Here is a 26,402-nt window from a genome sequence, read left to right as displayed (position 1 = left end):
TGCGATTTTGGTTCCAATCGTACCTGACTTTAGCCGCCGGTCGGCCACGAATTCGGCGGGTCAATCAGGGCGGCGGCGACCAGTCGAGGGCTTTTCTGAGATTGGTCAGGTAACTGGCGTAGGCGCGGCGGCCCGATTCGGTGGCGCTAATCCAGGTGCGCGGCTTGGAGTTCTCAAACACCTTGCACGTCTCGAGAAACCCCGCATCCTCAAGCCTGCGCAGGTGAGTCGTCAGGTTGCCGCCGGTAAGTTCCAGCGCCTGCTGAATGAACCCGTAGGCGAGCCTCCCATCCTCGGCCTGGGCGACCAGCATGGTCATGATGCGGAGTCGCGTCGGCTGGTGAATGGTCTCGTCCAGGACGATCTCCTCCGTGCTCACGGATGGCCGCTCCGGCGGATCCAGACCACCCCCAGCCCGCAGATCGTCAGCACCGCCAAGCCGGATACCAAGTCGGCCCAGTCTCCGGCGAGGTGGTGGGGGGCAATGACCGCGGCCGCAAGCGCAACCCCGACCACGGCAAGGGCAGGCCGGAAAAGGATGCCAAACAGCAGGTAACCCAGGAAGATGATGCTGAGGATTGTCGAGGGGATGTTTTCGGCCTGCACCGAATTCCACATGCCGGCGACACCGGGAATCACACCTGCCGCCATTGCGATCGCCAACCAGTACAAAAACACCCGGATGCCGGCGTTGCGGGCCGCCCTCCCACCGGCGTTGCGCTCGCTCGCACGGTGCCCGATGACCATGCTGCCGACCATCCCCACCGGACCCAACACGGCCCAAATCGGCCCATGGTACCAGGGGTAGTCGGCGACGAATTCTGGAGCCAGTTCGCCGAGGGCAAAACTCACCAGAAAGTACCCCGACGTCAGCACGCCCCAGAGCAGCAGGATCGATGCCGTGCCCGCCAGATAAAGGGAGCGGTGCGATCGCTCAAGGGTCTGGTGGATCGCATCCCAGCTTTCACCCGCCGCCAATTCGGGGGCATCTTGTTGTCCCGATCGCATTGCTAGTCGCCACTTCTCCCGCGCCCCCGGATGATCGGCCGGAAGCTGAATCTATTGGTTCACAAACTAGTTTGTATGACAAACCATAGCACATCCCGCGATTGCTGAAAGGGCCCGGGTTCGGCGAAAATTAGCGGGCAGGCGGCAGGTTTTGGCTGCCGAATCAAGGCCAGCACATTGTTCCGAGTGGCCGGGCCCGCATCCCAATTGACGGCGGTTAAGGGCGGCCGCGCGGAATCAACAAGGAGTCGTTGATGACATCAGGAAACGGCGGTGATAGCCTCGCCGTCCCGGTCGCGTTGCTCAGCGTTGTCGCGCTGGCGATCGCCATCCTCGCGTTGGTCTTCTCGTTGCTGGCATTCACCGGCGGGCAGCCAAAGTCAGCGCCGGCACCGGCCCACCCCTCGAACGTCGCCGATCCGAACGCGTTCACTCAAGAATTCGTGCAACAGGCGATCGACTATTACGACTCGCACGGCCGCGTGGACACGGTTGCGTTCTACAACACCACAGAGAGCGTAAACGGGCATTGGTACGTGTTCATCATGGACGAGAACGAAATCATGATCTCGCACCCCCTGCGCAAGGACCGCATCGGCACCGGCCGGGAGGCCCGAGTCGATTCAACCGGGTACGATTACGGGCCGGAAATGGGCGCCGCCACCGAGACCGGCGTCTGGGTCAGCTACCACTTCGAAAATCCCCAGACCGCAATGGATACGCTCAAACACACTTGGGTAGTCCGCCACGACGAACTCTATTTCGGGTCCGGATGGTGGGAATAGAAGCCCGGCCAACCACATAACCCTGGGGAGTTTCGGTCCGGCACCCAAGCTCGCCGGCGGCCTGGCGCGCTTTGTGCTGCTGCCGCTCTTTGCAATGTCGCTAGCCGGGTGTACCGAGGACGCAGCGAGCACGAGTTCCGGTCCGGCCGCCGGGCCGTCTCCAATCCCCGTCGTTTCCGCGGTCGATCCGTCCGGGCAGGACCGTGTCGAGTCCGATCAATTGACGACGTCGTCGCCCGCTCCGCTGCTCGGCTCCCGCGGTGGCGGGGCGACGCTGGTGCAGCTGATCGATCCTTTGGACGAGCCCGAGTTCTACTGCGTAGACGTCCCCGGTTTTGGCGCCAGTCTCGACCTCGCCGCGGCACTGAGCGCCCATACCTGCAAGCCCGGCGCCGACGACGAGCTTTTCCGGTCCGGAACCCCGCTGCCGGGCAACCTGCAGATGCCGGCCTACCAGCTGTGCATGTCGGCGGCGGCGGCCGAGGATGCGGCCAATCTCTTCCTAGAGGATTGCTCGGATTCGCCCTTGCAGCGGTTCGCGCTGGACGCCGAGGGATCGCTGCGGCTGGCCGACTCGATGCTGTGCCTGGCAATCGCCCCGGGCGCCGGGGAGGCGACCGGCGGGCCTAGCCACGTGCGCCGGGATTTGGGACTGCAAGACTGCGAAACGGTACCCGCGCAGCGCCGGCGCTGGCGGCTGCCCGGCCCGAGCCCTTCCTGATTGCCGGCCCGGCGGTCGCCGGGTCAGTTCAGGTCGGCCGCCAATTGCCAGAGACGGCCGCCGGTGGCGCCCATCACCAGCGGCATCACGGTATCGACGAACACCCAGACCAGGCCGTCGGGGTCATGGTTGGGCGAAAGGTCGGAGAACCAGTTCCAGAAAAACGCCAAAAGGACCAGCGCGCTGACGTAAAAGAGAGTCCTTGTGCGCAGAAACGATCGCAAATCGGCCGACTCGTCCGCGTCGACAACTCGCATGGCCCGAAAGGTGATGAGGGTATTGATGACGATGCCGACCGCCATGAACCAGTTGAGTATTTTCCAGACGGTGAAAGGTTCGTCGCCGCCGGGGTGGTAGAGCGGCGTGGCTATGAAATTGACCGCGACAACCACGGCCAGCAGTACAAGGTAGGCGGCCAAGATTCGGGCTGCAATTGCCATCTGCGCACATTCCCTTCCGTGTCGCCGGTCGGTGATGGGAAACCGATCCGACGTGCCCATTCGCCTCAGTATTTTCGTTCGCACGATCCGCCAGGGCCGTCGCCAGGGAAGTCGGGGCGCGGCAGCTAGGGTCACCGCCGCCCGTCAGAATCAGACGCAGATTCGATCCCCGGTCAATTCCGAAAAGGCGGCTCGCGATCGCAAATTACAAGACTCCCGAAGCGGCTTACTGGGCGTTCTTTGAGCGATTCAACGCTCAGGATCCCGCGGGCTGGGCCGGGGTCATGTCTTACCCGCACGTGCGGGTTTCGGCCGGCCCGCCGAGCAGCAAGCGAGGCCGGTTTTTTCATCCTCGAACCACCGCCCGGATTTACCCCGACCACGCCGACTACGCGGGCACCGCCGAATCGATGGGCTGGCAGCGCTTCATCTCCACCGGCTGGGTACGCACCCAGGGACTGGAACCAAAACGAATTCACGCGTCGGAAGACGCGGTGCTGCTGGCCGGCGGATGGACCCGCCGGCGGGCCGACGATTCGCCGATCGTCTCCAACCGGGTCCTCTACACCCTCACCCGCCTGGACGGGGGCTGGGGCATCCAGGCCCGATTCGGGGTCGACAGCTTCGAGCCCGACGGCGACCAGCAAGCTTTGGCGGAACCGGCGATCCAATCGGCTTTTCTGCGGCAGGCGGCCCGCCAGGCCGGCGATAGGGAAGGCTGGCTGAGCTGCTTTCACTATCCGCTGACCGCGGTGGTCGCGCCGGGTTGCGTGGAAGTCCTGGCGGATCCGGATCAACTGCGCGCCCAAACCCGAATTTGGGAAGGCGAAGCCCAGTCCGACCGTTTGCAGGTGATCGCGGCCGGCACCACCGGCGCGCTGCTCGCCCTGCACCCGGAGGGGCGTTCCGGCGAGGGCCGGGGGGCGGCGCTCGTGGCCCGGCGCGAAGGAACCTGGAAGACGCTGGCGATCACCTTGCTGGCCTAGCCACCCGGATCGCGGGAGCGGAGCAAAGAACCAGGATCCAACGAGCCTGGGTTCAAGATCGGGGAGTCCGGAAGCCGGATCCCCCGCCTAGCTGTCAAAATCTGTGTGCCCACCCGATCCGACCGCGGTTCGTGGTGCCAGTTTCAATCCGACCACGACTTAACCGATGCCAGATCAAACCCCCGGCCGGCCCGATCAGGGCGGGTACGACTTTGCCCGGATCGAATCCAAATGGCAGCGGCGCTGGGACGAGGACCAACCCTACCGCACCGCCACGTACTCGGATAAACCGCCCTACTACGCGCTCGAGTTCTTCCCCTACCCGTCCGGCGACGGTCTCTCGGTAGGACATTTCCGCAACTACATTCCGGTCGACGCATTCGCGCGTTACAAGCGGATGCGCGGATTCGAAGTCCTGCACCCGATGGGTTGGGACGCGTTTGGATTGCCCGCCGAACAGGACGCGATCGACAAGGGCCGGCACCCGGCCGAGTCGATCATCGAATACGCGGCCAACTACCGGCGCCAGCTGAAACTGGTCGGCTGCGGTTATGACTGGGACCGCGAGATCAATTCCTCGCACCCGGACTATTACCGCTGGACCCAGTGGATATTCCTGCAGCTATTCCGCCGCGGTCTGGCTTATCGGGCCGAGAAACGCCAGTGGTGGTGCGACACCTGCGGCGCCCTGGCCGACGAGGAAGTCCTGGCCGACGGGAAATGCTGGCGCGGCCACTCCAACGTTTACCGCAAGCCGCTGCGGCAGTGGTTCTTCCGCATCCGCGCCTACGCCGACCGCCTGCTCGAAGATCTGGATCAGGTCGACTGGCCCGAATCCACCAAACGGATGCAGGTCAACTGGATTGGGCGCTCGACCGGCGCCGACGTGATTTTCGAGACCGAGGCCGGCCACCAGCTGAGCGTCTATACGACCCGGCCCGACACCCTTTACGGGGCCACCTTCATGGTGCTGGCGCCCGAGCACCCGCTGTTGGAAGAGTTGACCGCGCCCGCGCAGTCGCAGGCCGTCGGCGAGTACGTGGATCGCGCCCTGCGGACTTCGGAAATCGAACGCGCCACCGCCGAGCGCGAAAAGACCGGGGTGTTTACCGGAAGTTTTGCGATAAACCCGGTCAACGACGAGAAGATCCCGATCTGGGTAGCCGACTACGTGCTGGCCAGCTACGGATCCGGAGCGATCATGGCGGTCCCCGCCCACGATCAGCGCGACTTTGATTTCGCCGAGCGCTTCGACCTGCCGATCCCGGTGGTGATCGAGCCGCCCGGCTGGGATGGGCAGCCCCTGGCGGAAGCCTACGTGGGCGAAGGGCGCCTGATCAACTCCGGTTCCCACTCCGGGCTCGATTCGGATTCGGCGATCGCGGCGGTGACCGCCGACCTTGAGGCCCGCGGGCGCGGCAGCGCGGCCGTCAACTACCGCCTGCGCGACTGGCTGATTTCGCGCCAGCGCTACTGGGGCTGCCCGATTCCGATCGTTCACTGCGAGGAATGCGGCCAGGTGCCGGTGCCGGAAGAGGAGCTGCCGGTGCTCCTGCCGCCGCTCGAAGACTTCCGGCCCGACCCCGAACTGGGATCGCCGCTCGAGCGCGCCCGCGACTGGGTCGCAACCAGCTGCCCGCAATGCGGCGGCCCGGCCCGCCGCGAGACCGACACCCTGGGCGGGTTCGCCTGCTCGTCCTGGTACTTCCTGCGTTTCATAACCCCCGATTTCGAGTCCGGTCCGGTCGAGCCGAACGCCGAGAAGCGCTGGATGCCGGTCGATCTCTACGTCGGCGGCGCCGAGCACTCGGTGATGCACCTGCTCTACGCGCGGTTCTGGAACAAGGTCCTCTACGACGCCGGGCACGTTTCATCCCCGGAACCGTTCAAAGCGCTGCGCCACCAGGGGATGATGCTGGCCGAGGACGGCTGGGTCAATCTCGAACAGGCCAAGCTGGCGGGCGGGCGGATCTCGGCGCGCGTGAGTGAAGGTTTCGACGTCTACTCCAACCCGAGCGGCGAGGAGCGGGACTTTCTCTATCACGCCCCGGCCAAGGCCGAATTCGAGCTGCGCGGTGACCCGGTCGGCGACTGGGCCCCGATCCGCTCCGGCAAGATGTCCAAATCGCTGGGCAACGTGGTCACGCCCGACAGCGTGGTGGAGCGCTATGGCGCCGACAGCCTGCGCGGCTACGAGATGTTCATGGCCCCCCTCGAGGGCACGCTGCCATGGAGCGAAAGCGGCCTGAACGGCATCACCCGGTTTTACCGGCGCCTCCTGCGGTTAATTTCCGGCGAACCGGAATTCCCGGAACGCGGCCCGCAGCCGCTGGATCGAGCCAGCGGCCAGGCGCGCCGTATCGCCCACCGCGCGATCGCCAAGTGCAGCGAGGACATCGAGCAGCTGCGCTTTAACACCATGCTCGCCAACGGCCTGATGGAACCGGTCAACGAGCTGCTGGCGATCTGGTCGCAGGAGCTTGCCGATTCGCCCGCCGGAGCGGAGGTCAAGGACATCCTGGTGCGGCTGCTGGCACCGGTCGCCCCGCACCTGGCTGAGGAACTTTGGGAGATGCTGGGCAACTCCGCAAGCGTGGTAGGCGCCAGCTGGCCGGAAGCCGACCCGGCGCTGCTGCGTTCGGAAAGCGTGACCGTGGTGGTGCAGGTTAACGGCCGCGTCCGCGACCGGATGGATGCCCCGGCCGGATTGGCCGAAGATGAAGCCCTGGCTGCGGCGCTGGAGCTCCCCAACGTCAAGGTCCACCTTGACGGCAAGGCGGTCCGCAAGGTCATCTACGTGCCCGAGCGGCTGCTGAACCTGGTGGTGGGCTAACATCCGTTGACACCGGATCAGACCGCAGAAATCGCAAAGGCGCACATAGACATGGCAGCCTATTCGCACGTAGCAGACACCGAGTTTCAGGCCGAGGTGCTCGATTCCGAGCAACCGGTGATAGTGGACTTCTGGGCCGAATGGTGCGGCCCCTGCAAGATGATGGCGCCGGTATTCGAAAAGCTAGCCGACGAATACTCCGGCAAAGTCAAGTTCGTAAAGGTCGACACCGACGCCAACAAGGAATACGCGACCCAATTCGGCGTGCGCGGGATCCCGACCCTGCTGTTCGTCAAAGGCGGGTCCGAAGTAGACCGAATAGTCGGCTACGTTCCCGAGTCGCGGATCAAGTCCAGCCTGGACCAGGTCGCCTAAGCGCACCCCGCCGCCGGGTTGCAATCCCGGCCGGAAACTTTTCTTCGGCGCCTAGCCTAGCTCTGTAGCTGCGCGCCGCAGCGCCCGCAGAAGCGCGCGCCCGGATTGTTGGGCTTCGCGCAGGCCGGACAGTTCACCAGCATCGGTTGCGCCGCCCCGCAGTGCGTGCAGTAATTGGCGTCGGGCTCTACCAGGTGGTGGCAGGCCCCGCAGTGCCGGTTCGACTGCAGGACGGTGTAACCGGGGAGGCCCATGACCGAAGGCGCGGCCGACATTTCGTGGGCCGAGCGCAGCGAGGATATCGAGATATTTAAAACCGCCGCCAGCCCCACCAGGTCCTCTTCCTGCAGGTTTGTGACCTTGCCGGTCTCCACGTTTGAGATCCAGGGCCGGTTGCGGCCCAGGCGGTTGGCCAGCTCGCCCTGGGTCAGCCGCCGTTGCTTGCGAGTCTGGAATACCGCCGTCCCCAGCGGCCCGCGATCGATCTCGGCGAATTTGCGTTTTCTCAAGCTGTGTCGCGCCTATCAGGGTGGTCTGCCACCCGCTGCTCGGCCGCCTCAGCGCGACCCCTGCTGGTTCAAAAAATCAGTTTAATTCCCCGCTCTGCCGCGCTCGCCAATCAACCGGCCTGCCAGCGCCTGAACAGGACAAATACGAGGCCCGCGGCCAGCGTCGTGAATGCCCCAATCGCATAGAAGGGGGCCTCGAGCCCGGCGACTTGGCTGATGATTCCGGTAGAGACCGGGCCCGCGAACATGCCGATCGCATAAATGGCCTGAAACAAGCCCATCGCGCTGGCGCGCGCATCGGGCGCGACCACCTTCAATCCCAGGCCCATCAGCGAGGGCATCATCGACCCGCGCATGGCGCCCTTCACGAATGCCAGCACCGTCAGGCCGGCCAACCCGCCCGCCAGGGGCATCAGCAGCAGCGCGACCCCGCTGATCACCAGACCCGCGATCACCACCCACCGTTCCGGGTACGAACCGAGGGTCGCCAGCAACAGTCCGGCCGAGCCGATTGCCAGGTAATTGATCGCCGTGAGTAGGCCCAGATAGGCCGAATCGGCGCCGAGCCGGTCGGCCAGCAGCAGCATGGTCGTCTGGGTGATCCCGAATTCGCCGAAAACCAGCAGCGCGGCGGTGGCCGAAACCAGCAGCAGGACGGGATCGGCCAGGACCGTCCGGAATCGGCTCCAGTCGAATTCGATCCGGCGGGCAACGTGCTGCTCGCCGGCAACCATGATCGCCGCCACCGAAATCGCGCCGAGCGCCGCCGAACCCCAGAACGTTGATGACTGGCCCCAGTGCAGGGCCATCTGTCCGCCCAAGAGGGAAACCGCCAACTGGGTCAGCGCGATTAGGGAGCTGATCCCCAGGAGCGCGCGGGTGACTTTTTCGGGCGGGAAAAAGCTGGCGAAATAGACCGATTGGACCACGAACGCGGCCGCGCCGAAGCCGTGCAGCCCGCGCCCCAGCATCAGCACCGCCGGATGGGGCGACAGGGCCATCAGCAGCGAACCCAGCGCGGTCATGCCGACACCGATGACGAGGAATGGCAGGCGCCTGCCGAAGCGGTCCGAAAAGTACCCGGTCGGAACCCGCAGGATCCCCTGTACGACGCCGTAGGCCGACCAGATCAAGCCCACCATCGCCAGCGAGGCACCCTGCTCTTCGGCAAATACCGCGAACGCGGGGACGTAAAGGTAAAGGCTGCCCCACATCCCGATGGCCGAGGCCAGGAACGCGCTCATCTGCAATTTCGAGGCGTTCATTGCCGGCGGTCACGAATCTTAGGCCCGGACTCCCGCATCGGCGGGTGCAGGACCTAGCTGGGTATCTGCAGTTCTTGGCCGATCTGCAGTGACCGCGGATCGTCGATCCCGTTCAGCTCGGCCAATTCTTCCCAGGGCACTTCATAGGCCGCGGCGATGCTGATTAGGGTGTCGCCGGAAGCCACCGTGTGATAGCGCTCCAGCGGGGGCGGGCTGGCGACCGGCGGCGGCTGGGTCGGCGCCGGGGTCAGGGTTTCGCTCAGCTGTAGGTCACGCACCGCTTTCTCGGCGGTGTCCTCGCTGGCCGCGACAAGACCGACACTCTCCTGCAGGGTCTGGTTTGGCGGTCCGGGATCGCGGTCGCGCAGCAGCAGGAACCACAGGGCGACCAGGAGGACGGCGATGATGATGAGCGCCAGCGCCAGTTCGGTGATCGTGGCCGAAACCGATTTGCCGGTGCGCATTGCCTACGCCCGCTACCCGTTCGCGGCGGCCACCGCATCCAGGGCGATTTCGATCTCTTCGGCGGTGTTGTATATGTGCGGCGAGAGCCGGACCCCATCGTCCTGCGTCGGCGACAGATAAATCTTGCTTTCGGCCAATTCCTCACAGATTTGCCGCCCGCCCCGACCATCGGGGGGCGCAAACGCCACCAGCGCCGAAGAATCTTCCCAATCGGGCGGGGAGAGCAGGCGCCAGCCGCGTTCCGCAATTGCCTGCTGGGCCACCTGTTTGAGCCCGCGCAGGCGGGCCTCGATCGCTTCCCAACCGAGATTCTCGAGGTAGGCGACGGCCTCGGCCGTACCCGTGTAGCGGGCCGGGGTCGAGGTTCCGTATTCAAAACGGTAGGCGGCATCGGGAAGGTTGACGCCGCCGGCCAGGTCCCAAGTGGTCTCGCCCCAGCGGCCGGAGGGTCCGACATGCTGTTGGCGCAGCAGCCCCAACCGGTCGGAGCGAACCTGCAGCACCCCGGTCCCGTTGGGCCCGCAGAGCCATTTGTGCAGGTTGCCGATGTAGAAATCGGATCCCAGCTGCTGCACGTCCACCGGGAACATCCCCAGCGATTGGGCCCCGTCCACCAGAGTGAGGACTCCACGCCGGGCGGCCAGCTTGCAGATCTCGGCGACCGGAAGGCGGACACCGTTGTGACGTTCGACGTGCGAGATCGCCACCATCCGGGTCCTGGGTCCGATTGCGGCCTCGACCGCCGCCAGGGTAAGGGCCGGGTCGGCGTCGACCGAAAAGTGCGTCACCCGCGCCTTGCCCTGCTGGCGCTGCCAGCTGGACGGATAGATCAGCGCCGGGTGCTCGTAGTCGGAGATCAGAATCTCATCGCCGGATTGGAACTGGAATGACGCCAAGACCCAGTTGATCGCCTCGGTGGCGTTGTTGCCGAACGCCACCTCGGAGGGTTCGGCGCCGATCAATCGGGCAACCGCCGCCCGGGCGCGGTCCCGTTCGTCGGCGAAGTGGGCGTAAGCGGCCTGGCCGGATTGCTCCGAAAAGCGCAACGCCGCCAGCATCTTCTCCACCACCGGGGCCGGGGTTATTCCGACCGCGCCGTTATTTAGGAAAGTCATCTCGGACAGCGCCGGGAAATCCCGGCGCAGGTCCTGGGGGTCAAGCATTAGCGGGCTGATCTGCGGGCTTGGCGGCGACCGCGGCCGAATCGCGGTCCGCCAGAACCGGTCGCGAGGCGCTGTCACCTTCGCGTGGCCCGATTATCCCGTTCGCAGCGAGCTTGTCGATCAGGTCGGCGGCCTTGCCGGCGCCCAGTTTGAGCTCGCGTTGCAGCAGGGCCGGCGAAGCGTAATTGAACTGCGTGACCACGTTGACCGCCTCGTGGTAGAGGCTGGCGTCGTCGACCGGCGTCCCGACCAGCGGCGCCTGTGAAATCTCTTCCTGGGAAACGTGCTCGCTGCTGCCCTGGTTGGCCCAGAAATTGATGATCTGGGTTATGTCGTCATCGGATGAGAACGCCCCCTGCACGCGCACGCTCTTGCCGTGTTCGACCGAATTGAACAGCATGTCACCGCGGCCCATCAGCTTCTCCGCGCCCGACTGGTCCAGGATGGTGCGCGAATCGACCTGACTTGAGACGGCAAACGCCACCCGCGAGGGGAAATTGGCCTTGATCAGACCGGTAATCACGTCAACCGACGGGCGCTGCGTGGCGATCACCAGGTGAATCCCGACCGCGCGCGCCAGTTGCGCCAGTCGACAGATCGAATGCTCGATTTCAGCCGGAGCGGTCATCATCAGGTCGGCCATCTCATCGACGACCACGACCAGGTAGGGGACACGCTCGGATTCGGGGCGGTCCGGATCGGAGTTGTAGGCGGCGATGTTGCGGCGCCCGGAATCGCGCAGCAGCCGATAGCGACGGGTCATTTCCTGCTGCACCCAGGCCAGCACCGGGACCGCTTCGGCCGGGGTTGAGACCACCGGCATCAGAAGGTGCGGGACGTGGTTGTACGGAACCAATTCAACCATCTTGGGGTCAATCAGGACCATGCGCAGGTCGTCCGGGGTGTACTGGGAGAGCAGCGAAACCAGCAGCGAATTGAGGAAAACCGATTTCCCCGAACCGGTCGAACCGGCGATCAGGAGGTGCGGCATGCGGGCCAATGAGCGCACCTGGGCGTGGTCGGCAACGTCCTTGCCCAGCGCGATCTTGAGCGGTTCGGGGTTGTCGCTGAATTGGGGTGATTCAAGAAGTTCGCGGATCGTGACCACGCTGGGGTCGCGGTTGGGGATCTCAAGCCCCACGAACGGACGTCCCGGGATCGGGGATTCGATCCGCACGCTGCGGGCCGAAAGCGCCAGCGCCAGGTCGTCGGCATGACGGGTTATGTGGGTCACGCGCACGCCCGCAGCGGGCGCGATGCAGTACTGGGTGACGACCGGGCCCGGGATAGCCTCGACGACCCGCACGTCGACCTTGAAGTTGGCAAGCGTCTTTTCAATGATCGATGCGTTTTCGGTGATCTCGCCGTGCGAGACCCGCTCGCGCCGCATCGGGGCCTCGAGTTGCTCCGGTCCCGGACAGACCCAGCCGGCCTGCTCATCGACCGAATCGGTGTCCGCCGCCACGACTGCCTGCTTCTCGAACGCCGGTTGCTTGATTACAAGCTCGGGCGCGTCCTCGGTCTCGGCCGGTGCCGCCGGTGGCGCAGCATCGATCGGTTCGGCCTCGCCCGGATCGAAGTCCCCGTCATCGAGCTTGACCCCGAATCTGGCGTTGAGCCAGTCGGCGAGCGATGTGCTCCGCTGTCCGGCGGAGCGCCCGGCGTCGATAGTCAGCGCACCCAGGCGGCCCAGCTGGCCGCGGGCCCAGGTGGAAGCCAGCAGTGCCCCGCCGGCCAGCGCCAACGCGGCCAAGCCGGTCAACGGCCCGGCGATCACGTCCGGCAAAAGAGCCGTCAGACGGCCGCCAAACCAGTTCCCGACCAGGCCACCGGCGCCGCTGCCGCCGGAAGAGAGGTCGGCTACCGCTTCAAAAGTGGCAAGGGCGACTATCAGGCCCAGCGCCAGCGAGACCTGCAGCGCCCCGACGAGGTGGCGCTGCAGAATCACGGCCGCGGTTCCTGCCGCGCTAAGGAGCAAAAGCAGGAGCATGGCCGGGACCGAGGCCCGACCCAGAGTCAGGACGAATACGTCAGCCGGGAATCGGGCCAGCGGGTGGTCGGGCAGGATCGGGAGTGCCAGGGCGGCGATTATCAGCACCGTCGATGCGGCGGAGGCAATCGCGAACCAAGCACCGGTGCGGTCGGGATGGCGGCGGCGGGCAGCCAGCTTGGCTCTGGCCAAAGCTTCGTTCTCCGGTTGGGCGGGTCATACGCCGTCAGCCTGCGGTCACGATCGCAACGATCCGTGGCCGCAAGCCAGTTTCGGCTTTCAGCTGCCTCCCGACGAGCATTTTAACTCTTGATTCGGCTTCTTCCAGATCGGCCAGGGGCTCGGGATCGCTCGCCAGCCGCTGGCCGAGTTCGTCAGCGATGTCCGCGAGGACGTCGTCGGCTTCGTCAAACAGGCCCACGCCGCGCACCTGCGGTTTCCCCGCCAGCCGTTCCCGGCGCAGATCCACTCGGGCGGTGACGACGACTATGCCGGCTCGGGCAAGCTGGCGGCGTTGGCTCAGAATCCGCTCGCTGATGAACGCCCGTGGGGCGCCGCGATTCACGTGAATGTACCGGGCCTGGCGCTGGCCGACCTGGGCGATGCGATCCGGGCCGATCTCCAGCGCCGCCCCGTCGCCCACCACCATGACGGCATCCTCCGGAAGACCGGCCTCGATCGCGACCTGGCCCTGCAGCGCGAGGTGGTGATGGCTGCCGTGCACCGGGACGAAGAATTGCGGACGGACCACCGACAGGAGGGTGCGGGTGTCCTCGCGGGCCGCGTGACCGCTGACGTGCACGTCGCCGAGCTGCCCAAAAATCACGTTCGCGCCGCGGCGGAACAGTTCGCCGACCATGCGCTGCACGGGCCGCTCGTTGCCGGGTACGGTCGAGGCCGAAATAATCACCGTATCGCCCTGGTCGATTTCCAGGAGCGGGTGCCGGCCTTCGGCCAGGCGGGCCAGGGCCGAACCCGGTTCGGCCTGGCTGCCGGTGCAGACGATCGCCAACTCCTCGTGCGGGACCTGATCGATAAGCCTGGTCGGCAGCAGGTCGGTGGGGTCGATATCGAGCAGTGCCAGGTCGGCCGCCAGGGGCAGGTTGCGCTCCAGTGAACGACCCAGCAGGCACACCCGCCGCCCGTATTGGTGGGCCAGGTCGGCGATCTGCTGCACACGGGCCAGATTGGATGCAAAGCTGGCCACGATCACGCGCCCGTATTCGGCCTGCGCGAAGACCTTCGCCAGACCGTCGTAGATTGACTTCTGCGAGGGCGTGTGCCCGGGCACGTCGGCGTTGGTCGAATCGGCAAACAGGGCCAGCACCCCTTCGCTGCCAAGTTCACCGAGCATCTGCAGGTCGGTCAGGTTTCCGTCCAGCGGCCGGTTGTCCAGCATGTAGTCGCCGGTGTGAATCAGCATCCCGGCCGGTGTCCGGATGGCAAATCCGAGCGCGTCCGGAATTGAATGGCAGACATGGAACGGAGTGACCTCGAAGCAGCCCTGGCGAACGGTCGCGTGGACCCGCAGCCGCCGCATGTCGGCATCTTTGGCCAGACCGGCTTCCTCAAGCCGCGCGTTGAGCAGGGCCAGGGTCAATGGAGACCCGTAGAGCGGCAGTTCGTGACGCCGCAACAGATAAGGAGCGGCCCCGATGTGGTCCTCATGACCGTGGGTGAAGAATGCCGCGCGAAGGTTGGTGGATAAATCATCGAGCAGGTCCAGATCGGGCAGGATCAGATCCACTCCGGGCGCGCGTTCGTCGGGGAAGAGCACACCGCAGTCGATCAGGATCGCGTCGTTCTGGCACTCGAGCAGCAGGCAATTCCGGCCTACGTCGCCCAGGCCGCCTAGAAAGGTGGCGCGCACGCTGTGCGAATTTGATTTCAAATGATTGATTCCTTGATGCGAATAGTTCTTGTGTTTGGGCGCGCCACGCCGGGGCCCGGTTTGACGGGCCGAGCGGTTAAATCAGAAAAGCGACCGCTGGATTGGCGTGGGCGCGGTGTCAGGTTCGGGGGGCGACTCGGCCGGTTCGGGGGGCTTCTCCAGAAACTGCCTGAGCCGTCGGAAGTCGTCCAGGCAGGCGCCGCGCAGGCCCGGATTGTGCAATGCCGCCGCCGGATGGTACATCGGCATGACGCTGATTGAGCCGAAACGCCGGATCTGGCCGTGCTCGGCCGAGATCCGGGCGCCCGGAATGAAGCGCTGCAGGGCGTGTCGGCCAAGCAGGACCAGGACGCGCGGCCCGATCGCGGCGATCTGGGCTTTCAGCCAGCCGGAGCACGCGGTCACCTCCTGCGGCAGCGGATCGCGATTGCCCGGCGGGCGGCACTTGACCACGTTGGTGATGAACACGTCGCCGCGCTGCAGGCCGATGTCGGCCAGCATCTCGGTCAGAAATTTACCGGCCGGCCCTACAAACGGGCGCCCCGATTCATCCTCGCGCTGGCCCGGCCCCTCGCCAATGAACATGATGTCGGCAGCGCGGCTCCCCTCTCCCGGCACGGCGTTGCGGCGCGTCTTGGCCAATTCGCATGAGGTGCATTCGGCAATGGCCGCGGCAAGGCCTTCTACGGTGGCCGCCGGGCCGGATTCGGCCAGGTCTAGCTCACCCGGGCGAACAGGTACTGGTCGAGCGTCTGGCCGCGCGTGATCGCGGCCAGTTCGGCCGCCAGCGATGGCTCGTGCTCGACCAGCGGCAAGCGCGGCAGCCCGACGTTGAAGCCGACCGAGTTCAGCGCCGACTTTAGCGCTATCGGGCTGCTCCACCCGGCCGGGAAGAGCGCCCTTACCAGCGGGAGTATTTCCATGTGCAGGGATGCGGCGGTCGACAGGTCGCCGTCAACAGTCGCGTTCATCATCGCCTTTATCTGGCCGGATACCAGGTGCGATGCGACCGACACGACGCCGACGCCGCCCAGCGCCATCATCGGCAGCGTGTCGCCGTCGTTGCCCGAATAAACCAGGAAGCCGGGTTCGGCGGTGCGGATGATTTCGGCAATTTGATCGAAATCGCCGCTGGCTTCCTTGACCGCAAAAATGTTCTCAATCTGCGAGCAGCGCGCGACCGTGGCAGCGTCAATGTTGGTGACGGTGCGCGAGGGCACGTTGTAGAGCATGTTCGGAAGGTCGGTGCTGGCGGCAATTGCCGCAAAGTGCTGGTACAGGCCTTCCTGAGGTGGCTTGTTGTAGTAGGGCGCCACCTGCAACAAAGCGTCCACTCCGCATTCGGCCGCCATCTGCGAAAGATGGATGCTCTCGGCAGTGTTGTAACCGCCGGTACCGGCCATGATCTTGGCCCGCCCGTTGGCGACCCGGACCGCTTCGCGATACAGGTCGGCGCGCTCGGACTCGGAGAGCACCGGCGACTCGCCTGTAGTACCGGTCACCAGCAGGGTGTCGTTGCCAGCCTCGATGAGGCCGTCGGCCAGGACTGCGAAGGTGTCGATGTCGATCGCGCCGTCATCGCCGAACGGGGTGATCATGGCGGTGATCAACCGCCCGAATTCCAACTTCACTGCCTGCCTCCCAACACGTTCGTTACTTCCGGCCGAATGGGCAGATTTTAAGTTCTGGCCAGCTCGGCGTCGGGGGCCGCGGGGGCCAGCAGATCGCGTGCCAGCAACTGCTCGGCAATCTGGACCGAGTTGGTTGCCGCGCCTTTGCGCAGGTTGTCCGAGACCACCCACAGACAGAGTCCGTTTTCGGTCGAGACGTCGCGCCGGATGCGGCCCACCCAGACGTTGTCATTGCCGTCGGCGTCCAGCGCCGTCGGGTAGCGAGGCGGCTTATCCATTGGCGCGTCGATCACCTGGATCCCGGAGGCATTGGCCAGCAATTCGCGGACCGCGTCGACATCGACCGGTTGGTCGAATTCGAGGTTTATCGATTCGGAGTGCCCGCGCGCCACCGGTACCCGCACGCAGGTGGCCGAGATCCTGAGCTCCGGCCGGGCCATGATCTTGCGCGTCTCGGCCGCCATTTTCCATTCCTCGCTGGTGTAGCCGTCCTCGGGCCGGAAGGTCTCAACCTCCGGGACCACGTTATGGGCTATCTGGCGCGGTAGCACGGATGCCTGTGGCGTGCGCCCGCCGCCTATGTCGGAGATCTGCTGGGCGAGCTCTGCCATGGCGGCCGCACCGGCGCCGGATACGGCCTGGTAGGTCGAGGCCACGACCCGGCTTATCGGAAACGCCTTGTCTATCGGCGCCAGGGCCATCACCATCTGGATCGTTGAGCAGTTCGGGCAGGCGATGATCCCGCGGTGGCGGGACAGTTCGTCGCTGTTCACCTCGGGGACCACCAGCGGTACCTCGGGCTCGTAGCGCCAGGCCGAACTCTTGTCGATCACGATCGCCCCGGCGGCCACCGCGTGCGGTGCGAACCAGCGCGCTATGCTGCCGCCGGCGGCCGAAAACACCAGGTCGATTCCAACGAACGAGTCCTCGCGAAGTTCCTCGACCTGGTAGTCGCGGCCGGTAAAGGTGATTGTTCGGCCGACCGACCGCTTGCTGGCCAAAAGCCTCAGGTTCGCGATCGGGAATCCGCGCTCGGCCAGGATCCCCAGCAATACTCCGCCCACCGCGCCGGTAGCGCCGACCACGGCCACGTTAGGTGCTCTCATAGCCCTCTCGGTCCTCGCTGGTACTGGTGCCGCCGTCCGGACGGCGGATCACGGAGCGCGCAATCGGTCATGTCCGGCCAGGCCTAGTCCAGCAGGTTGTCCAGGCCGATTACCAGCCCGTTCAGTGATTGGACCCGGCGCACGGCGAGCAGCACTCCGGGCATGAAGGATTCACGGCTGATTGAATCGTGCCGCAGGGTGAGCGTCTGGCCGGTCCCGCCGAAGATCACCTCCTGGTGGGCGACCAGTCCCGGCAACCGGACCGAATGAACCTTCACCCCGTCCACGTTGCCGCCGCGCACGCCCTCGACGGCGAATTTCTCGGTTCCCACGTCGCGCGTGCCGCCGCCGGCCGCCTCAGCGATTCGGCGCGCGGTCGCCAGCGCGGTGCCCGAGGGGGCGTCGATTTTCTGGTCGTGGTGCAGCTCGATCACCTCTACGGTGTCGAAGTGACGCGCCGCCAACTGGCACATCTGCATCTGCAGGACCGCGCCAATCGCAAAATTCGGCGCCAGAAAGCCCCCGATCCCGGCTGCGGCAACGGCTGCGCCGAGGGCGCTCACCTGTTGGTCGGAGAAACCGGTCGTGCCCACCACCGGGCAGACCCCGGCGGCGGCGGCGGCGAGCAGATGGTCGGGACCGGCGGCGGCGTTGGTGAAATCCACCACCACCGCGGCACCGGACTCAGCCAGTACCCGGTCCAGTTCGCGACCCCGGCAGTCGGCGCCGACCTCGGGGGCGGTCTCTTCCGGGATCGGCCCAAGATCACAGAGTCCCACCAGTTCCAGGTCGGGGGCCGCCGCAACCGCGGCGACCACCTCTCGACCGACTTTTCCGGCAGCCCCGGATACGGCGACTCTGGTCATCGGTTAGTCCATGAATTCCCAGTCGGGCTCGCGGCCGCGGCTGCGATCGCGGTCCCGGCCGCGTCCGCGGTCATCGTCCCAGTTGCGGCGCCGTTGCGGACGGTTGCGGTCGAAACTCCGGCCGCGTCCGCGTCCGCGTCCTCGGTCGCCTCGGTCGCTCCGGTCGCCCCGGTCGCCCCGGTCGCCGTAGTCGTCACGGAAGCCACCGCGGTCAAAGTCGCGGTCACGACGTCCGCCGCCGCGTCCCCCGCGCCGGAAGCCACCACGGTCGCCGCCGCGGTCGCCGCCGCGGTCGCGGAATCCGCCTCGCTCACGGCCGCCGTTGCGCCGGCCTCCGCCGCCGCCGCCGCGGCGCGGGCGATAACCGGTGTAGTCGTCGCCCATCAGGACTGCCTTGCGGGAGAGGTTTATCCGCCCCAGGTCGTCGATTTCGATTACTTTGGCCTCGATCACGTCACCGACCGAAACCTCGTCCTCGACTTCTTCGACTCGGTAATCGGCAAGTTCGGAGATGTGGATCATGCCCTGCTTGCCGGGCGCGAATTCAATAAATGCGCCGAACGGCAGGATGCGTTCCACCGGGCCGGACACCACCCGCCCGAGTTCGATGTCGCCGATGATGTCGCGAATCATCGCGATCGTCTTTTCGGCCTGTTCGCGGTCCGGGGCGGCGACCGTCAGGGTGCCGTCCTCGGCGATGTCGATCGAAGCGCCGGTGAGTTCTTCGAGCTTGCGGATCACCTTGCCGCCGGGCCCGATCACCTCGCCGATCTTGGCCGGATCGATCTTGTGGATCTCGATCTTGGGCGCCCAGGTGTTTACCGAGTCGCGTGGCTGGTCGATCGCCGCCTGCATCACCTCAAGAATTTCCATCCTCGCCTCGCGCCCGCGCGCCAGCACCGGCCCGATGATCGAGAGCGGAATGTGATCGAGTTTGATGTCCAGCTGGATCGCGGTTACGCCTTCGGCCGATCCGGCGACTTTAAAGTCCATGTCGCCGAAGTGATCCTCGGCGCCTTGGATGTCGGTGAGGATCTCGTGCCGGCCGTCGCCGTCGGAGATGAGCCCGATCGAGATTCCGGTCACCGGGGCCTTCAGCGGCACGCCGGCATCCATCAGCGCCAACGCCGAAGCGGTGGTGGCGGCCATCGACGTTGAGCCGTTCGATGAAAGGATCTCGGACACGGTGCGAATCACGTACGGGAATTCGGATTCGTCCGGCAGAACCGGAGTGATGGCGCGCTCGGCCAGGTAGCCATGTCCGATCTCACGCCGCCGCGGGCCGCGCAGCGGGTACGCTTCGCCGGACGCAAATGGTGGCATGTAGTAGTGGTGCATGTAGCGCTTGGACTCTTCCCAGTCGAGGTTGTCCAAGCCGATGCGCTGCACCGAGCGGGCATTGCCCAGGGTAACTATGTTCAGGCACTGGGTGAGGCCGCGCTGGAACAGTCCGGTGCCGTGCACCCGCGGCAGGATTCCGACATCGGCGGAGAGTTCCCGCAACTGGCCGGGGGCCCGTCCGTCGGGGCGCAGCTGGTCGTCCAGGATGGCAGCCCGGGTGGCAGCCTTGAGCGCGGATTCAAAACCGGCCGCTACCGCTTCGGGTTCAAGGCCCGAATCCTCGAGCGCGGCATTCGCGACTTCGCGCGCCGCGGCAACCGCCTCGCTCCGATCGGGCTCGGTGGTGACTCGCACCGCCGCCGCCAGATCAGATCCGACTGCCGCCGTGACCGCCTCTTCGGCGCCTTCGTAAACGCCGGCGATGATCGGCTCGGCCTTTTCAACCCCGCAGAGCTCGCGCAATTCTTCCTGGAGTCCGATCAGCTCCTGGTTGTGCTCGTGGCCGAATTCGATTGCGGCTTCGACATCGTCCTCCGGAAGCTGCGAGGCGCCGGCTTCGATCATCACCACTCCCTTGGCGGTGGAGGCCACCACCAGGTCCAGGCTCGGGTTCTCAGCCAGGAACGATCGCGTCGGGTTAACGACGAAGTTCTCTCCGTCGTAGCCGACCCTCACCGCCCCGATCGGCCCGTTGAACGGGATACGGGAAATGTGCAGGGCGGCGCTTGCGCCGACGATCCCCAGCACGTCGGCCTCGTTGTCCTTGTCCGAGGCCAGCAGGGTGTTAATGACCTGGACGTCGTTGCGCATGCCCTTTGGAAATAGCGGGCGCAAGGGACGGTCGGTGAGGCGGGCGGTCAGGGTCGCGCTGTCGGGCGGTCGCCCCTCGCGGCGCAGGACCGATCCCGGGATGTGCCCTACCGAGTAGGACTTTTCTTCAAAGTCGCACGAGAGCGGGAAGAAGTCGAGGCCCTCGCGCGGGCTGTCTTTCATGCAGACCGTGCAGAGCAGGCGTAGATCGCCGTAGCTGAGCAGGATCGCGCCGTCGGCTTGAAGAGCCAACTGGCCGTTCTCTAAACGGAGTTCTTCTCCGCCTAGATTGATTGCAATTTCGTGTTTCAAGGCATTCATCTCAATTGAATGGATACGTTGCTTCGTAAATGGATCGGATCCAGACCGTCCCCGTGGGGATCAGCCTCCAGGTCCGCACGCTTGCCTGCTTTCAAAATGGTCGGGCCGATTCGGTCGCTTTGGGATCCGTAGTGGTGCGGTGGGCTTCGTTTGCTAATTACTGTCCGGGTTTGCCTCTGGCTTTCGGTATGGGCCGCCTGATTTGGCGGTCAGGAGGGGTGTGGGTTCGCGGCCTGAACATGGCAAGGCGCTTCGTCCAGGCGGTTGTGACCTTCGGGTGTGGTCGGCATAAACGTGCGCCGACGCGGCTTCGGGCTTGGCGATTCCAACTTCTAATCTGGGTAAAACACTCGTCCCGGCGGGACGCTTCTATCTGCGCAACTCCAGCGTGGTCACGACTTGGCTGTAGCGATCCGGATTTTTCTCGCGCAGGTATCTGAGCAGCGATCCGCGCTTGCCGACCAGCTTGAGCAGGCCGCGCCGCGAGTGGTGATCGTGCTTGTGCTCGCGCAGATGTTCGGTCAGATGCACGATGCGGGTGGTCAGGACGCCGATCTGGACCTCGGTCGAACCGGTGTCGAACTCGTGGTTTTGCAGGGTTTCGATTGCTTCCTGCTTGCTGCCGGTGTATGGCAAGCCAGTTCCTCTGAATGCGTGCTGTGATGCTTGGCCGCTATTGGGCTCCGCCCGGAATCGTCTTGATTTTCCTAAGTTGCTTCGGGCGGTTACGGTCCTACGACCGTTCTGGGCAAATTATAGAAAGCGGTGCGGGCACCCCGGATTGTGGATCAATCCGGGCGGGTGCTGCCAGAATTGCCCCGGCCCCCAGTCGCCGGCCCATTCCGTTCTTATAAGAGGTAACCGGACCGCCCAGATGAGCTCGCGTCGTCGCCGTCGCCGCGCCGCTTCGGACGCGCCTCCCCAGGCGCCCCGGCAGGCGCCGCCCCGTCAAGCGCCCAAACCCAGCGGCGGCGGGTTCAATCCGTTCAAGCAGAAGCGGATCGTCGTTCTGGCGGTGCTAATGGTGGTCCTCATACCGTTCGAGTTCATGGCCATCAACTCCCTGCTTGAGGGCCCGCCGGGAGACCGCCCCGACACCGTTCCGGCGGTCGTGGTTCCGGCCGGGAGTCTGCACGACCCGTATCTGACCGTGCCGCCCACCTCGGGCGCCCGCGCCGAGACCGCCCCGCCGCCCGGGGTTTACACGACCGAGATTGCCAATCTTGAGCAAGTGGCGGCGCTCGCCGAGGGCACTGTCCTGGTCCAGTACAGCTGCCCGCCGACATCGGCGATATGCGCGCAGATGATCGGGCAGCTGGAAGAGATCGTCGATCAGACCTCCGACTACCCCGTCATCCTGGCACCCAACCGGGCCGCCGCCACCGCCCACATCCACCTGACCGCCTGGGGAGCCCGGCTGCGAATGAACCAGGTCGATGCCGAACTGGTGCGTGAGTTCATCACCGCCTGGGCAGGGGCCGAAGTGGATGGCAACGGCTAAAGCGGCGCGGCCGCCGGGGGTCCATGGCTGAACTCGGGACCCCGGCCTGGATCACGACTGGAGTACTGGCCGGCCTGGTGGTGCTTTTTGCGACCGAGAAATTCCGGCCCGACGTGCTGGCGGTACTTGGCCTGGTGGTGCTGGCCGGGGCGGAGGTCGTGGACGTAACCACGGCGCTGACCGGTTTCGCGCATCCGGCCGTGGTCACGGTGGTGGCGTTCTTCGTCCTTTCCTCGGCCATATCCGACGCTGGCATACCGCAGGCGATCGCGCGCGGCCTGTTCCGGGTAACCGGCTCCTCGCAGAGCGCGCTTACCGTGCTGACCATGTCCACCGTCGGAGGAATGTCGGCATTCATGAACAACATCGCCGCCAGCCTGATACTCCTGCCGGCGGTCAATCGGCTGGCCCGTACCGCCAAAATCTCGGCCTTGAAGCTGATGATGCCGCTATCGTTCGGGTCGCTCCTGGGCGGTCTGGCCACCCTGGTCGGCACGCCGCCCAACATCATCGCGGCCGACCTCTTGGCCGAATCCGGCGCCGGCCAACTGCGCATGTTCGATTTCGCCCCGACCGGTCTGGCGGCCATGGCCACCGGCATCGTCTATTTCCTGCTGGTGGGGCGCCGCCTGCTGCCCGACCGTCCGGCCCAGGGTGAAATCGCGCGCGTCGAGCAGGAGCGCGATTTCATGTTCGAGCTGCAGGTCACTGGGGAGTTCAAGGATCCAGGCGCAACTCTCATGGAGCTTGGCTGGCGGGGACGCTACAACGTATCGGTGCTTGAAATCCGACGCCGCAAGCAGCGAATGCGTACCGTCTCCGCACGCGAGCAGGTTTTCATCGGCGACCGCCTGATCATCTCGGGCGAGTACGACGACGTGATGCGCCTGGCGCGGACCGAAGGGATCGAACACGCCCGGCCGGCCGAGGATTCGCTGGGAAGCGGAGAAAACACGATCGTCACCGAAATGGTGGCGACGCCGTGGTTCGAATCAAACCCCAATTCGCTAACCGACTACGCTTTCGGCGCCCGCTACGGCGGCCAGGTGCTGGGAATCTGGCGACACGGCCGGCGCCTGACCACCAATCTGGCTCGCACCCGTATCCGCACCGGGGACGTGCTGCTGGTCCAACTTCCGCGCGATGGCCTGGGGGCGCTGGCTGCCGACGACCATTTCCTTTTGATGCGGCAACGCACCGATCATCTGGAAAAAGTCAACCCCAGCGCGCTGCGCGCGCTGGCGGTTCTGGTGGGGGTGGTCGCAGTCGCCGCCACCGGCCTTGCCCACATCGCGGTCGCGGTGCTCGGCGGAATCCTTGCCCTGCTCGCCCTGCGGGTGATCTCCTCGCAACGGCTCTATTCAGCCATCGACTGGCGCCTGCCGGTGCTAATCGGGGCCATGATCCCCATCGGCGGGGCGATGCAATCCACAGGCGTGGCATCGGTCGTGGCCGATCAACTCTCCGGCCTCGCCGCCGGATCCGGAGACTCCGTGCTGCTGGTGGTCGTGTTCCTGACCACCGCCTTGTTGACCCAGGCGGTCGCAAACCCCGCCGCGGTCGTGATCATGGCCCCGATCGCGCTCGAACTCGCCACCCCGGGGCTCGGGGTGTCGGCGACCGGTTTGATGGTAACGGTGGCGGTCTCGGCCTCGACCGCGTTCATCACCCCGTTCGGTCACCAAGCGAACCTGCTCGTTTACAACGCCGGTGGGTACCGGTATCTCGAATTCACCCGCGTCGGTCTGCCGCTTACGCTGCTGGTGATGGTGGTAACGGTCCTGATGGTGCAGTGGGTCTGGCCGGCGTGACGCTGGACCTCGGCGTGCGTGGCCAGCCGGCCGCGATGCGGCTCGTGGAAGTCATGCTCGCCAGCCGCCGTCTGCCGCACGCGCTGCTGTTTACCGGGCCCCCGCATTCCGGCAAATCGACCCTGATGCGGGGTCTGGCCGCCTACCTGAATTGCGCCGCGGCCGGGCCCAGCGGGCCGTGCTGGCACTGCCCCAGCTGTCGCAGGATTGCCGACGGCGTCGATTTCGACGTGCGCAGCATCGAAGTCCAGGAGGGGCACGGACGGATCCAGATCGAACAGGTCCGCGAATTCGAGCGGCGCGTCGCCCTCACCGCGGTCGGCGGACTTTTCAAGATCGCCATGTTCCCCAGCGCCCATCTGCTTACCGAGAATGCCGCCAACGCCCTCCTAAAGACGCTCGAGCAGCCTCCGCCGCACACCCTGATCATGCTGGCGGCACCCACCCGCGACGCCATCCTGACCACCGTCGCATCGCGCTGCTCGCACCTGCGTCTTTACCCGCTTGCGGCCGGAGAGCTGCGCGCCCTGGTCGTCGAGCGAACCGACGCGTCCGGACCGGATCTCGAACTCGCCCTCGAGCACGCGTTCGGAAGGCCCGGCTGGGCAATCGACATCCTGTCCAAGCCCGGCCAGATCAACGAATTCGCGCGCCAGGTTGAAACGATGCTGGCCGCCATCGGTCCCGACTGCTCGGATGCCGATCGCCTGCAGACCGCCGCCGACGTGGCCACCAGCGGACGCAGCGCAGCCGAGCGACGCCGCAACGCCATCGGGATGCTGGAATGGCTGGAGTTGGCGCTGGCTGCGCGGCGCCTGCCGGACCGGCTGGAACGCTGGGCGGCCGATGCGGCTACCGTCCGCAGTGGGTTGACGCGACTGCACGGCAACACCATGGTCCGGCCCGCCGTCGAGGCGGTATTCCTGGCCCTCGGCCGCGGTCAGCCGATCGCTGGGCAGTCCAGCGCAAAGACCTAAACTCAAAGCCAAGACCATAACCCTCCGGGAGCCGCGCCGCCGGCGCCGCGCGCCCGGGAGAAAATCCGACTCTCAGTTTCAGTGCAAATAACAGATAGACGGCGGCTGCTATGCCGACCGTAATCGGCGTGCGTTTTCGGACCGCCGGCCGGCTTTACTACTACGACCCGGACGGGATCGAATTCCAGGCCGACGATCTGGCCCTGGTAGACGCCGGGAACCGCCGGGAATTGGGCCGGGTAATCCTGGCCCCCACCGAAATCGACTCCAGCGAGTTGCGCGGGTCCTTAAAGAAGGTGGTCCGCCGCGCGACCGCCGAGGACCGCGCCCAGGCCGAGCAGTTGAGCGAGCGCGCCGAACGGGCCATGGCCGAGTTTTCGGACCTGATCAAGGAACGCGATCTGCCGATCAAGCCGATCAAAGCCGGCTGGAGCATGGACAACAGCACTCTGACCTTCAATATCGCGACCAGCGGCCCGGTCGCCTATTCGGATCTGGCCGCCGAACTCGCCGGTCGATTCCACGCCCGGATCGAGTTGCGCCAAGTCGGATCCCGCGAGCGCGCCGCCCTGGTCGACGGCCTCGGCCGCTGCGGGCTGTCGCTCTGCTGCTCGTCCTGGTTGACCGAGCCGGGCAACGTCACCGTGCGCATGGCCAAGAACCAGAACCTGCCGCTCAATCCGGCCAAGATCTCCGGCGTTTGCGGGCGACTGCTCTGCTGCCTTCGGTACGAGCACGAGATGTACGTAGCCGGTACGGTTCCGCAGCGCGAACCGCCCGACCGGGTAGGGATTCCGGACCTGTTCCTCGGCGGAACGCCGCTGTCCGAAATCCCGGTGGCGGAGGAACCTGAGCCGGAACCATCCGATCAGCCTGCGCCGACGCGGCGGCGCCGGCGCCCGGGTCGACGGCGGCGCTCCCGCCGGAGCCGCCGGCGCGGCCAGCGACCGCGCTAGGGCCGCTCCGGGCGGGCCAGAACGTGCGCGACCAGTCCCCGCTCCAATCGCGCGCCCTGCGGCGGACCAGGCAGCAAACCAGTCGACGCCAGACACTGGCATTTGCGATTGCGGCCGGATTCGGAATAGCCCTGCTCATATTTCTGCTTCGCCAACCACCCGACGAACCCGCCGCTAGCACCCCAATCGAGCCAGTGCAGACGCTCGCGCCGGCGCCCGTTCCAACCCGGACCCCGACTCCCGCGCCGACACCGACGCCCACGCCGGAACCCACACCGGAACCCACCGCTACCCCTGCCTCGACTCCCAGTCCCGCTCCACCCGAGCCCACTCCGACCCCGGAGCCGTTGCAGATCCCGCCCGGACATGCAGCGGTCGACGCCGATGTCGGCCTTAACGTCCGTTCCATCGCCGGCTTCGACGGGGAGGTGCTGCGAGTGTTGCCGGACCGGACCGTAGTCGCCCTCACGGGGCTTTCCCAGGACGATTCGGCCGGCACCTGGTACGAATTGGCCGAGGAGGGCGGCGGCTGGGTATTGGGCACCTATCTGCTGTTTCCTCCGGAAGCCGCTGCCGACTCCGAAACCGGGTAATCGGAATAAACTTTTGGCGCCGGTCGATCCGGGCCGCCACGACTGCACCGGCGGTTCG

The 26,402-nt window shown here is 65.9% G+C and carries 24 protein-coding genes and 1 pseudogene; 10 read left to right on the top strand and 15 right to left on the bottom strand.

Annotation, left to right across the window (positions count from 1 at the left end; translation table 11 throughout):
* Window positions 1–64 precede the first annotated feature (64 nt).
* Together F4X41_07740 and F4X41_07735 are read right to left on the bottom strand one after the other, a co-directional pair.
* Complete coding sequence (locus F4X41_07740; GenBank protein MYB16907.1) at window positions 65–379, bottom strand: helix-turn-helix domain-containing protein; 315 nt, start codon at window positions 377–379, stop codon at window positions 65–67.
* Entirely contained in the window at window positions 376–1,008 is a 633-nt protein-coding gene (locus F4X41_07735) for a hypothetical protein (protein ID MYB16906.1), read from the bottom strand. The genes F4X41_07740 and F4X41_07735 overlap by 4 nt, the downstream gene beginning before the upstream one ends.
* A gap of 254 nt (window positions 1,009–1,262) precedes the next feature.
* Here F4X41_07735 and F4X41_07730 point away from each other — a divergent pair, with 254 nt between their 5' ends.
* Window positions 1,263–1,793 (top strand): hypothetical protein, encoded by a 531-nt coding sequence (locus F4X41_07730; protein ID MYB16905.1) that lies wholly within the window; start codon window positions 1,263–1,265, stop codon window positions 1,791–1,793.
* A gap of 220 nt (window positions 1,794–2,013) precedes the next feature.
* Window positions 2,014–2,514, top strand: a complete 501-nt coding sequence (locus tag F4X41_07725) for a ricin-type beta-trefoil lectin domain protein (GenBank protein MYB16904.1) — start codon at window positions 2,014–2,016, stop codon at window positions 2,512–2,514.
* Between the two features lie 23 nt (window positions 2,515–2,537).
* Here F4X41_07725 and F4X41_07720 read toward each other — a convergent pair whose 3' ends face one another.
* Window positions 2,538–2,954, bottom strand: a complete 417-nt coding sequence (locus F4X41_07720; protein MYB16903.1) for a hypothetical protein — start codon at window positions 2,952–2,954, stop codon at window positions 2,538–2,540.
* Window positions 2,955–3,238: 284 nt separating this feature from the next.
* On the opposite strand from F4X41_07720, the gene F4X41_07715 reads away from it, so the two are divergent.
* The 3 genes from F4X41_07715 to trxA all read left to right on the top strand — a co-directional run bounded on the left by F4X41_07715 (window position 3,239) and on the right by trxA (window position 7,148).
* Window positions 3,239–3,940 (top strand): hypothetical protein, encoded by a 702-nt coding sequence (locus tag F4X41_07715; GenBank protein MYB16902.1) that lies wholly within the window; start codon window positions 3,239–3,241, stop codon window positions 3,938–3,940.
* Between the two features lie 166 nt (window positions 3,941–4,106).
* Window positions 4,107–6,773, top strand: coding sequence for a leucine--tRNA ligase (locus F4X41_07710; protein MYB16901.1), 2,667 nt, complete (start codon window positions 4,107–4,109; stop codon window positions 6,771–6,773).
* A 51-nt stretch (window positions 6,774–6,824) separates the two neighbouring features.
* Window positions 6,825–7,148 carry a thioredoxin gene (gene trxA, locus F4X41_07705; GenBank protein MYB16900.1) on the top strand — a complete coding sequence of 108 codons (324 nt, stop codon included), beginning with the start codon at window positions 6,825–6,827 and terminating at the stop codon, window positions 7,146–7,148.
* Between the two features lie 56 nt (window positions 7,149–7,204).
* Here the strand turns inward: trxA and F4X41_07700 are convergent, their stop codons facing one another.
* The 12 genes from F4X41_07700 to rpsO form a co-directional block, all read right to left on the bottom strand.
* Window positions 7,205–7,657 carry a helix-turn-helix domain-containing protein gene (locus F4X41_07700; protein MYB16899.1) on the bottom strand — a complete coding sequence of 151 codons (453 nt, stop codon included), beginning with the start codon at window positions 7,655–7,657 and terminating at the stop codon, window positions 7,205–7,207.
* Window positions 7,658–7,767: 110 nt separating this feature from the next.
* On the bottom strand, window positions 7,768–8,922 hold the full coding sequence (locus F4X41_07695) for an MFS transporter (GenBank protein MYB16898.1): 1,155 nt from the start codon (window positions 8,920–8,922) through the stop codon (window positions 7,768–7,770).
* Window positions 8,923–8,975: 53 nt separating this feature from the next.
* Window positions 8,976–9,386: a LysM peptidoglycan-binding domain-containing protein gene (locus tag F4X41_07690; GenBank protein MYB16897.1), complete on the bottom strand. Its 411-nt coding sequence runs from the start codon at window positions 9,384–9,386 to the stop codon at window positions 8,976–8,978.
* A gap of 12 nt (window positions 9,387–9,398) precedes the next feature.
* A complete protein-coding gene (locus F4X41_07685) occupies window positions 9,399–10,550 on the bottom strand; it encodes an aminotransferase class V-fold PLP-dependent enzyme (GenBank protein ID MYB16896.1) in 1,152 nt (383 codons plus the stop codon).
* On the bottom strand, window positions 10,543–12,732 hold the full coding sequence (locus F4X41_07680) for a DNA translocase FtsK (GenBank protein ID MYB16895.1): 2,190 nt from the start codon (window positions 12,730–12,732) through the stop codon (window positions 10,543–10,545). The genes F4X41_07685 and F4X41_07680 overlap by 8 nt, the downstream gene beginning before the upstream one ends.
* 34 nt (window positions 12,733–12,766) lie before the next feature.
* Complete coding sequence (locus F4X41_07675; protein ID MYB16894.1) at window positions 12,767–14,440, bottom strand: ribonuclease J; 1,674 nt, start codon at window positions 14,438–14,440, stop codon at window positions 12,767–12,769.
* A gap of 72 nt (window positions 14,441–14,512) precedes the next feature.
* A complete protein-coding gene (locus F4X41_07670) occupies window positions 14,513–15,145 on the bottom strand; it encodes a uracil-DNA glycosylase (GenBank protein ID MYB16893.1) in 633 nt (210 codons plus the stop codon).
* 2 nt (window positions 15,146–15,147) lie between these two features.
* Window positions 15,148–16,062, bottom strand: coding sequence for a 4-hydroxy-tetrahydrodipicolinate synthase (dapA, locus tag F4X41_07665; protein ID MYB16892.1), 915 nt, complete (start codon window positions 16,060–16,062; stop codon window positions 15,148–15,150).
* Between the two features lie 47 nt (window positions 16,063–16,109).
* The gene (locus F4X41_07660; GenBank protein ID MYB16891.1) at window positions 16,110–17,168 is read right to left on the bottom strand and encodes an aspartate-semialdehyde dehydrogenase; all 1,059 of its coding nucleotides are present in this window, start codon (window positions 17,166–17,168) and stop codon (window positions 16,110–16,112) included.
* Window positions 17,169–17,251: 83 nt separating this feature from the next.
* Window positions 17,252–18,034 carry a 4-hydroxy-tetrahydrodipicolinate reductase gene (locus F4X41_07655; protein ID MYB16890.1) on the bottom strand — a complete coding sequence of 261 codons (783 nt, stop codon included), beginning with the start codon at window positions 18,032–18,034 and terminating at the stop codon, window positions 17,252–17,254.
* A 3-nt stretch (window positions 18,035–18,037) separates the two neighbouring features.
* Window positions 18,038–20,506 (bottom strand): polyribonucleotide nucleotidyltransferase, encoded by a 2,469-nt coding sequence (locus tag F4X41_07650; GenBank protein MYB16889.1) that lies wholly within the window; start codon window positions 20,504–20,506, stop codon window positions 18,038–18,040.
* 369 nt (window positions 20,507–20,875) lie between these two features.
* Window positions 20,876–21,142 (bottom strand): 30S ribosomal protein S15, encoded by a 267-nt coding sequence (gene rpsO, locus F4X41_07645; protein ID MYB16888.1) that lies wholly within the window; start codon window positions 21,140–21,142, stop codon window positions 20,876–20,878.
* Between rpsO and F4X41_07640 the strand changes: the two genes are divergently transcribed.
* From F4X41_07640 to F4X41_07620, 5 genes and pseudogenes are all read left to right on the top strand, one after another.
* Window positions 21,039–22,007, top strand: coding sequence for a DUF3105 domain-containing protein (locus F4X41_07640; protein ID MYB16887.1), 969 nt, complete (start codon window positions 21,039–21,041; stop codon window positions 22,005–22,007). The two genes, rpsO and F4X41_07640, sit on opposite strands and share 104 nt — an antisense overlap.
* Before the next feature lie 23 nt (window positions 22,008–22,030).
* Window positions 22,031–23,818 carry a hypothetical protein gene (locus F4X41_07635; protein ID MYB16886.1) on the top strand — a complete coding sequence of 596 codons (1,788 nt, stop codon included), beginning with the start codon at window positions 22,031–22,033 and terminating at the stop codon, window positions 23,816–23,818.
* Window positions 23,800–24,795, top strand: a complete 996-nt coding sequence (locus F4X41_07630; GenBank protein MYB16885.1) for a hypothetical protein — start codon at window positions 23,800–23,802, stop codon at window positions 24,793–24,795. The genes F4X41_07635 and F4X41_07630 overlap by 19 nt, the downstream gene beginning before the upstream one ends.
* Before the next feature lie 110 nt (window positions 24,796–24,905).
* Entirely contained in the window at window positions 24,906–25,751 is an 846-nt protein-coding gene (locus tag F4X41_07625; protein MYB16884.1) for a stage 0 sporulation family protein, read from the top strand.
* Between the two features lie 209 nt (window positions 25,752–25,960).
* Window positions 25,961–26,098 (top strand): annotated as a pseudogene (locus tag F4X41_07620) (adhesin).
* The last annotated feature ends 304 nt before the right edge of the window (window positions 26,099–26,402 follow it).

Source organism: Chloroflexota bacterium, assembly GCA_009840625.1.
Classification (GTDB): Bacteria; Chloroflexota; UBA11872; order UBA11872; family VXNJ01; genus VXNJ01.
This window is presented reverse-complemented; position numbering and strand designations above follow the sequence as displayed.

Bases quoted from the DNA above. Each gene is read 5' to 3' on its own strand.
- F4X41_07735 (MYB16906.1), bottom strand. From the start codon at position 1,008: ATGCGATCGGGACAACAAGATGCCCCCGAATTGGCGGCGGGTGAAAGC.
- F4X41_07730 (MYB16905.1), top strand. From the start codon at position 1,263: ATGACATCAGGAAACGGCGGTGATAGCCTCGCCGTCCCGGTCGCGTTG.
- F4X41_07720 (MYB16903.1), bottom strand. From the start codon at position 2,954: ATGGCAATTGCAGCCCGAATCTTGGCCGCCTACCTTGTACTGCTGGCC.
- F4X41_07715 (MYB16902.1), top strand. From the start codon at position 3,239: ATGTCTTACCCGCACGTGCGGGTTTCGGCCGGCCCGCCGAGCAGCAAG.
- F4X41_07710 (MYB16901.1), top strand. From the start codon at position 4,107: ATGCCAGATCAAACCCCCGGCCGGCCCGATCAGGGCGGGTACGACTTT.
- trxA (MYB16900.1), top strand. From the start codon at position 6,825: ATGGCAGCCTATTCGCACGTAGCAGACACCGAGTTTCAGGCCGAGGTG.
- F4X41_07695 (MYB16898.1), bottom strand. From the start codon at position 8,922: ATGAACGCCTCGAAATTGCAGATGAGCGCGTTCCTGGCCTCGGCCATC.
- F4X41_07690 (MYB16897.1), bottom strand. From the start codon at position 9,386: ATGCGCACCGGCAAATCGGTTTCGGCCACGATCACCGAACTGGCGCTG.
- F4X41_07685 (MYB16896.1), bottom strand. From the start codon at position 10,550: ATGCTTGACCCCCAGGACCTGCGCCGGGATTTCCCGGCGCTGTCCGAG.
- F4X41_07660 (MYB16891.1), bottom strand. From the start codon at position 17,168: ATGAGAGCACCTAACGTGGCCGTGGTCGGCGCTACCGGCGCGGTGGGC.
- F4X41_07655 (MYB16890.1), bottom strand. From the start codon at position 18,034: ATGACCAGAGTCGCCGTATCCGGGGCTGCCGGAAAAGTCGGTCGAGAG.
- F4X41_07650 (MYB16889.1), bottom strand. From the start codon at position 20,506: ATGAATGCCTTGAAACACGAAATTGCAATCAATCTAGGCGGAGAAGAA.
- F4X41_07640 (MYB16887.1), top strand. From the start codon at position 21,039: ATGCGGGTGGTCAGGACGCCGATCTGGACCTCGGTCGAACCGGTGTCG.
- F4X41_07635 (MYB16886.1), top strand. From the start codon at position 22,031: ATGGCTGAACTCGGGACCCCGGCCTGGATCACGACTGGAGTACTGGCC.
- F4X41_07625 (MYB16884.1), top strand. From the start codon at position 24,906: ATGCCGACCGTAATCGGCGTGCGTTTTCGGACCGCCGGCCGGCTTTAC.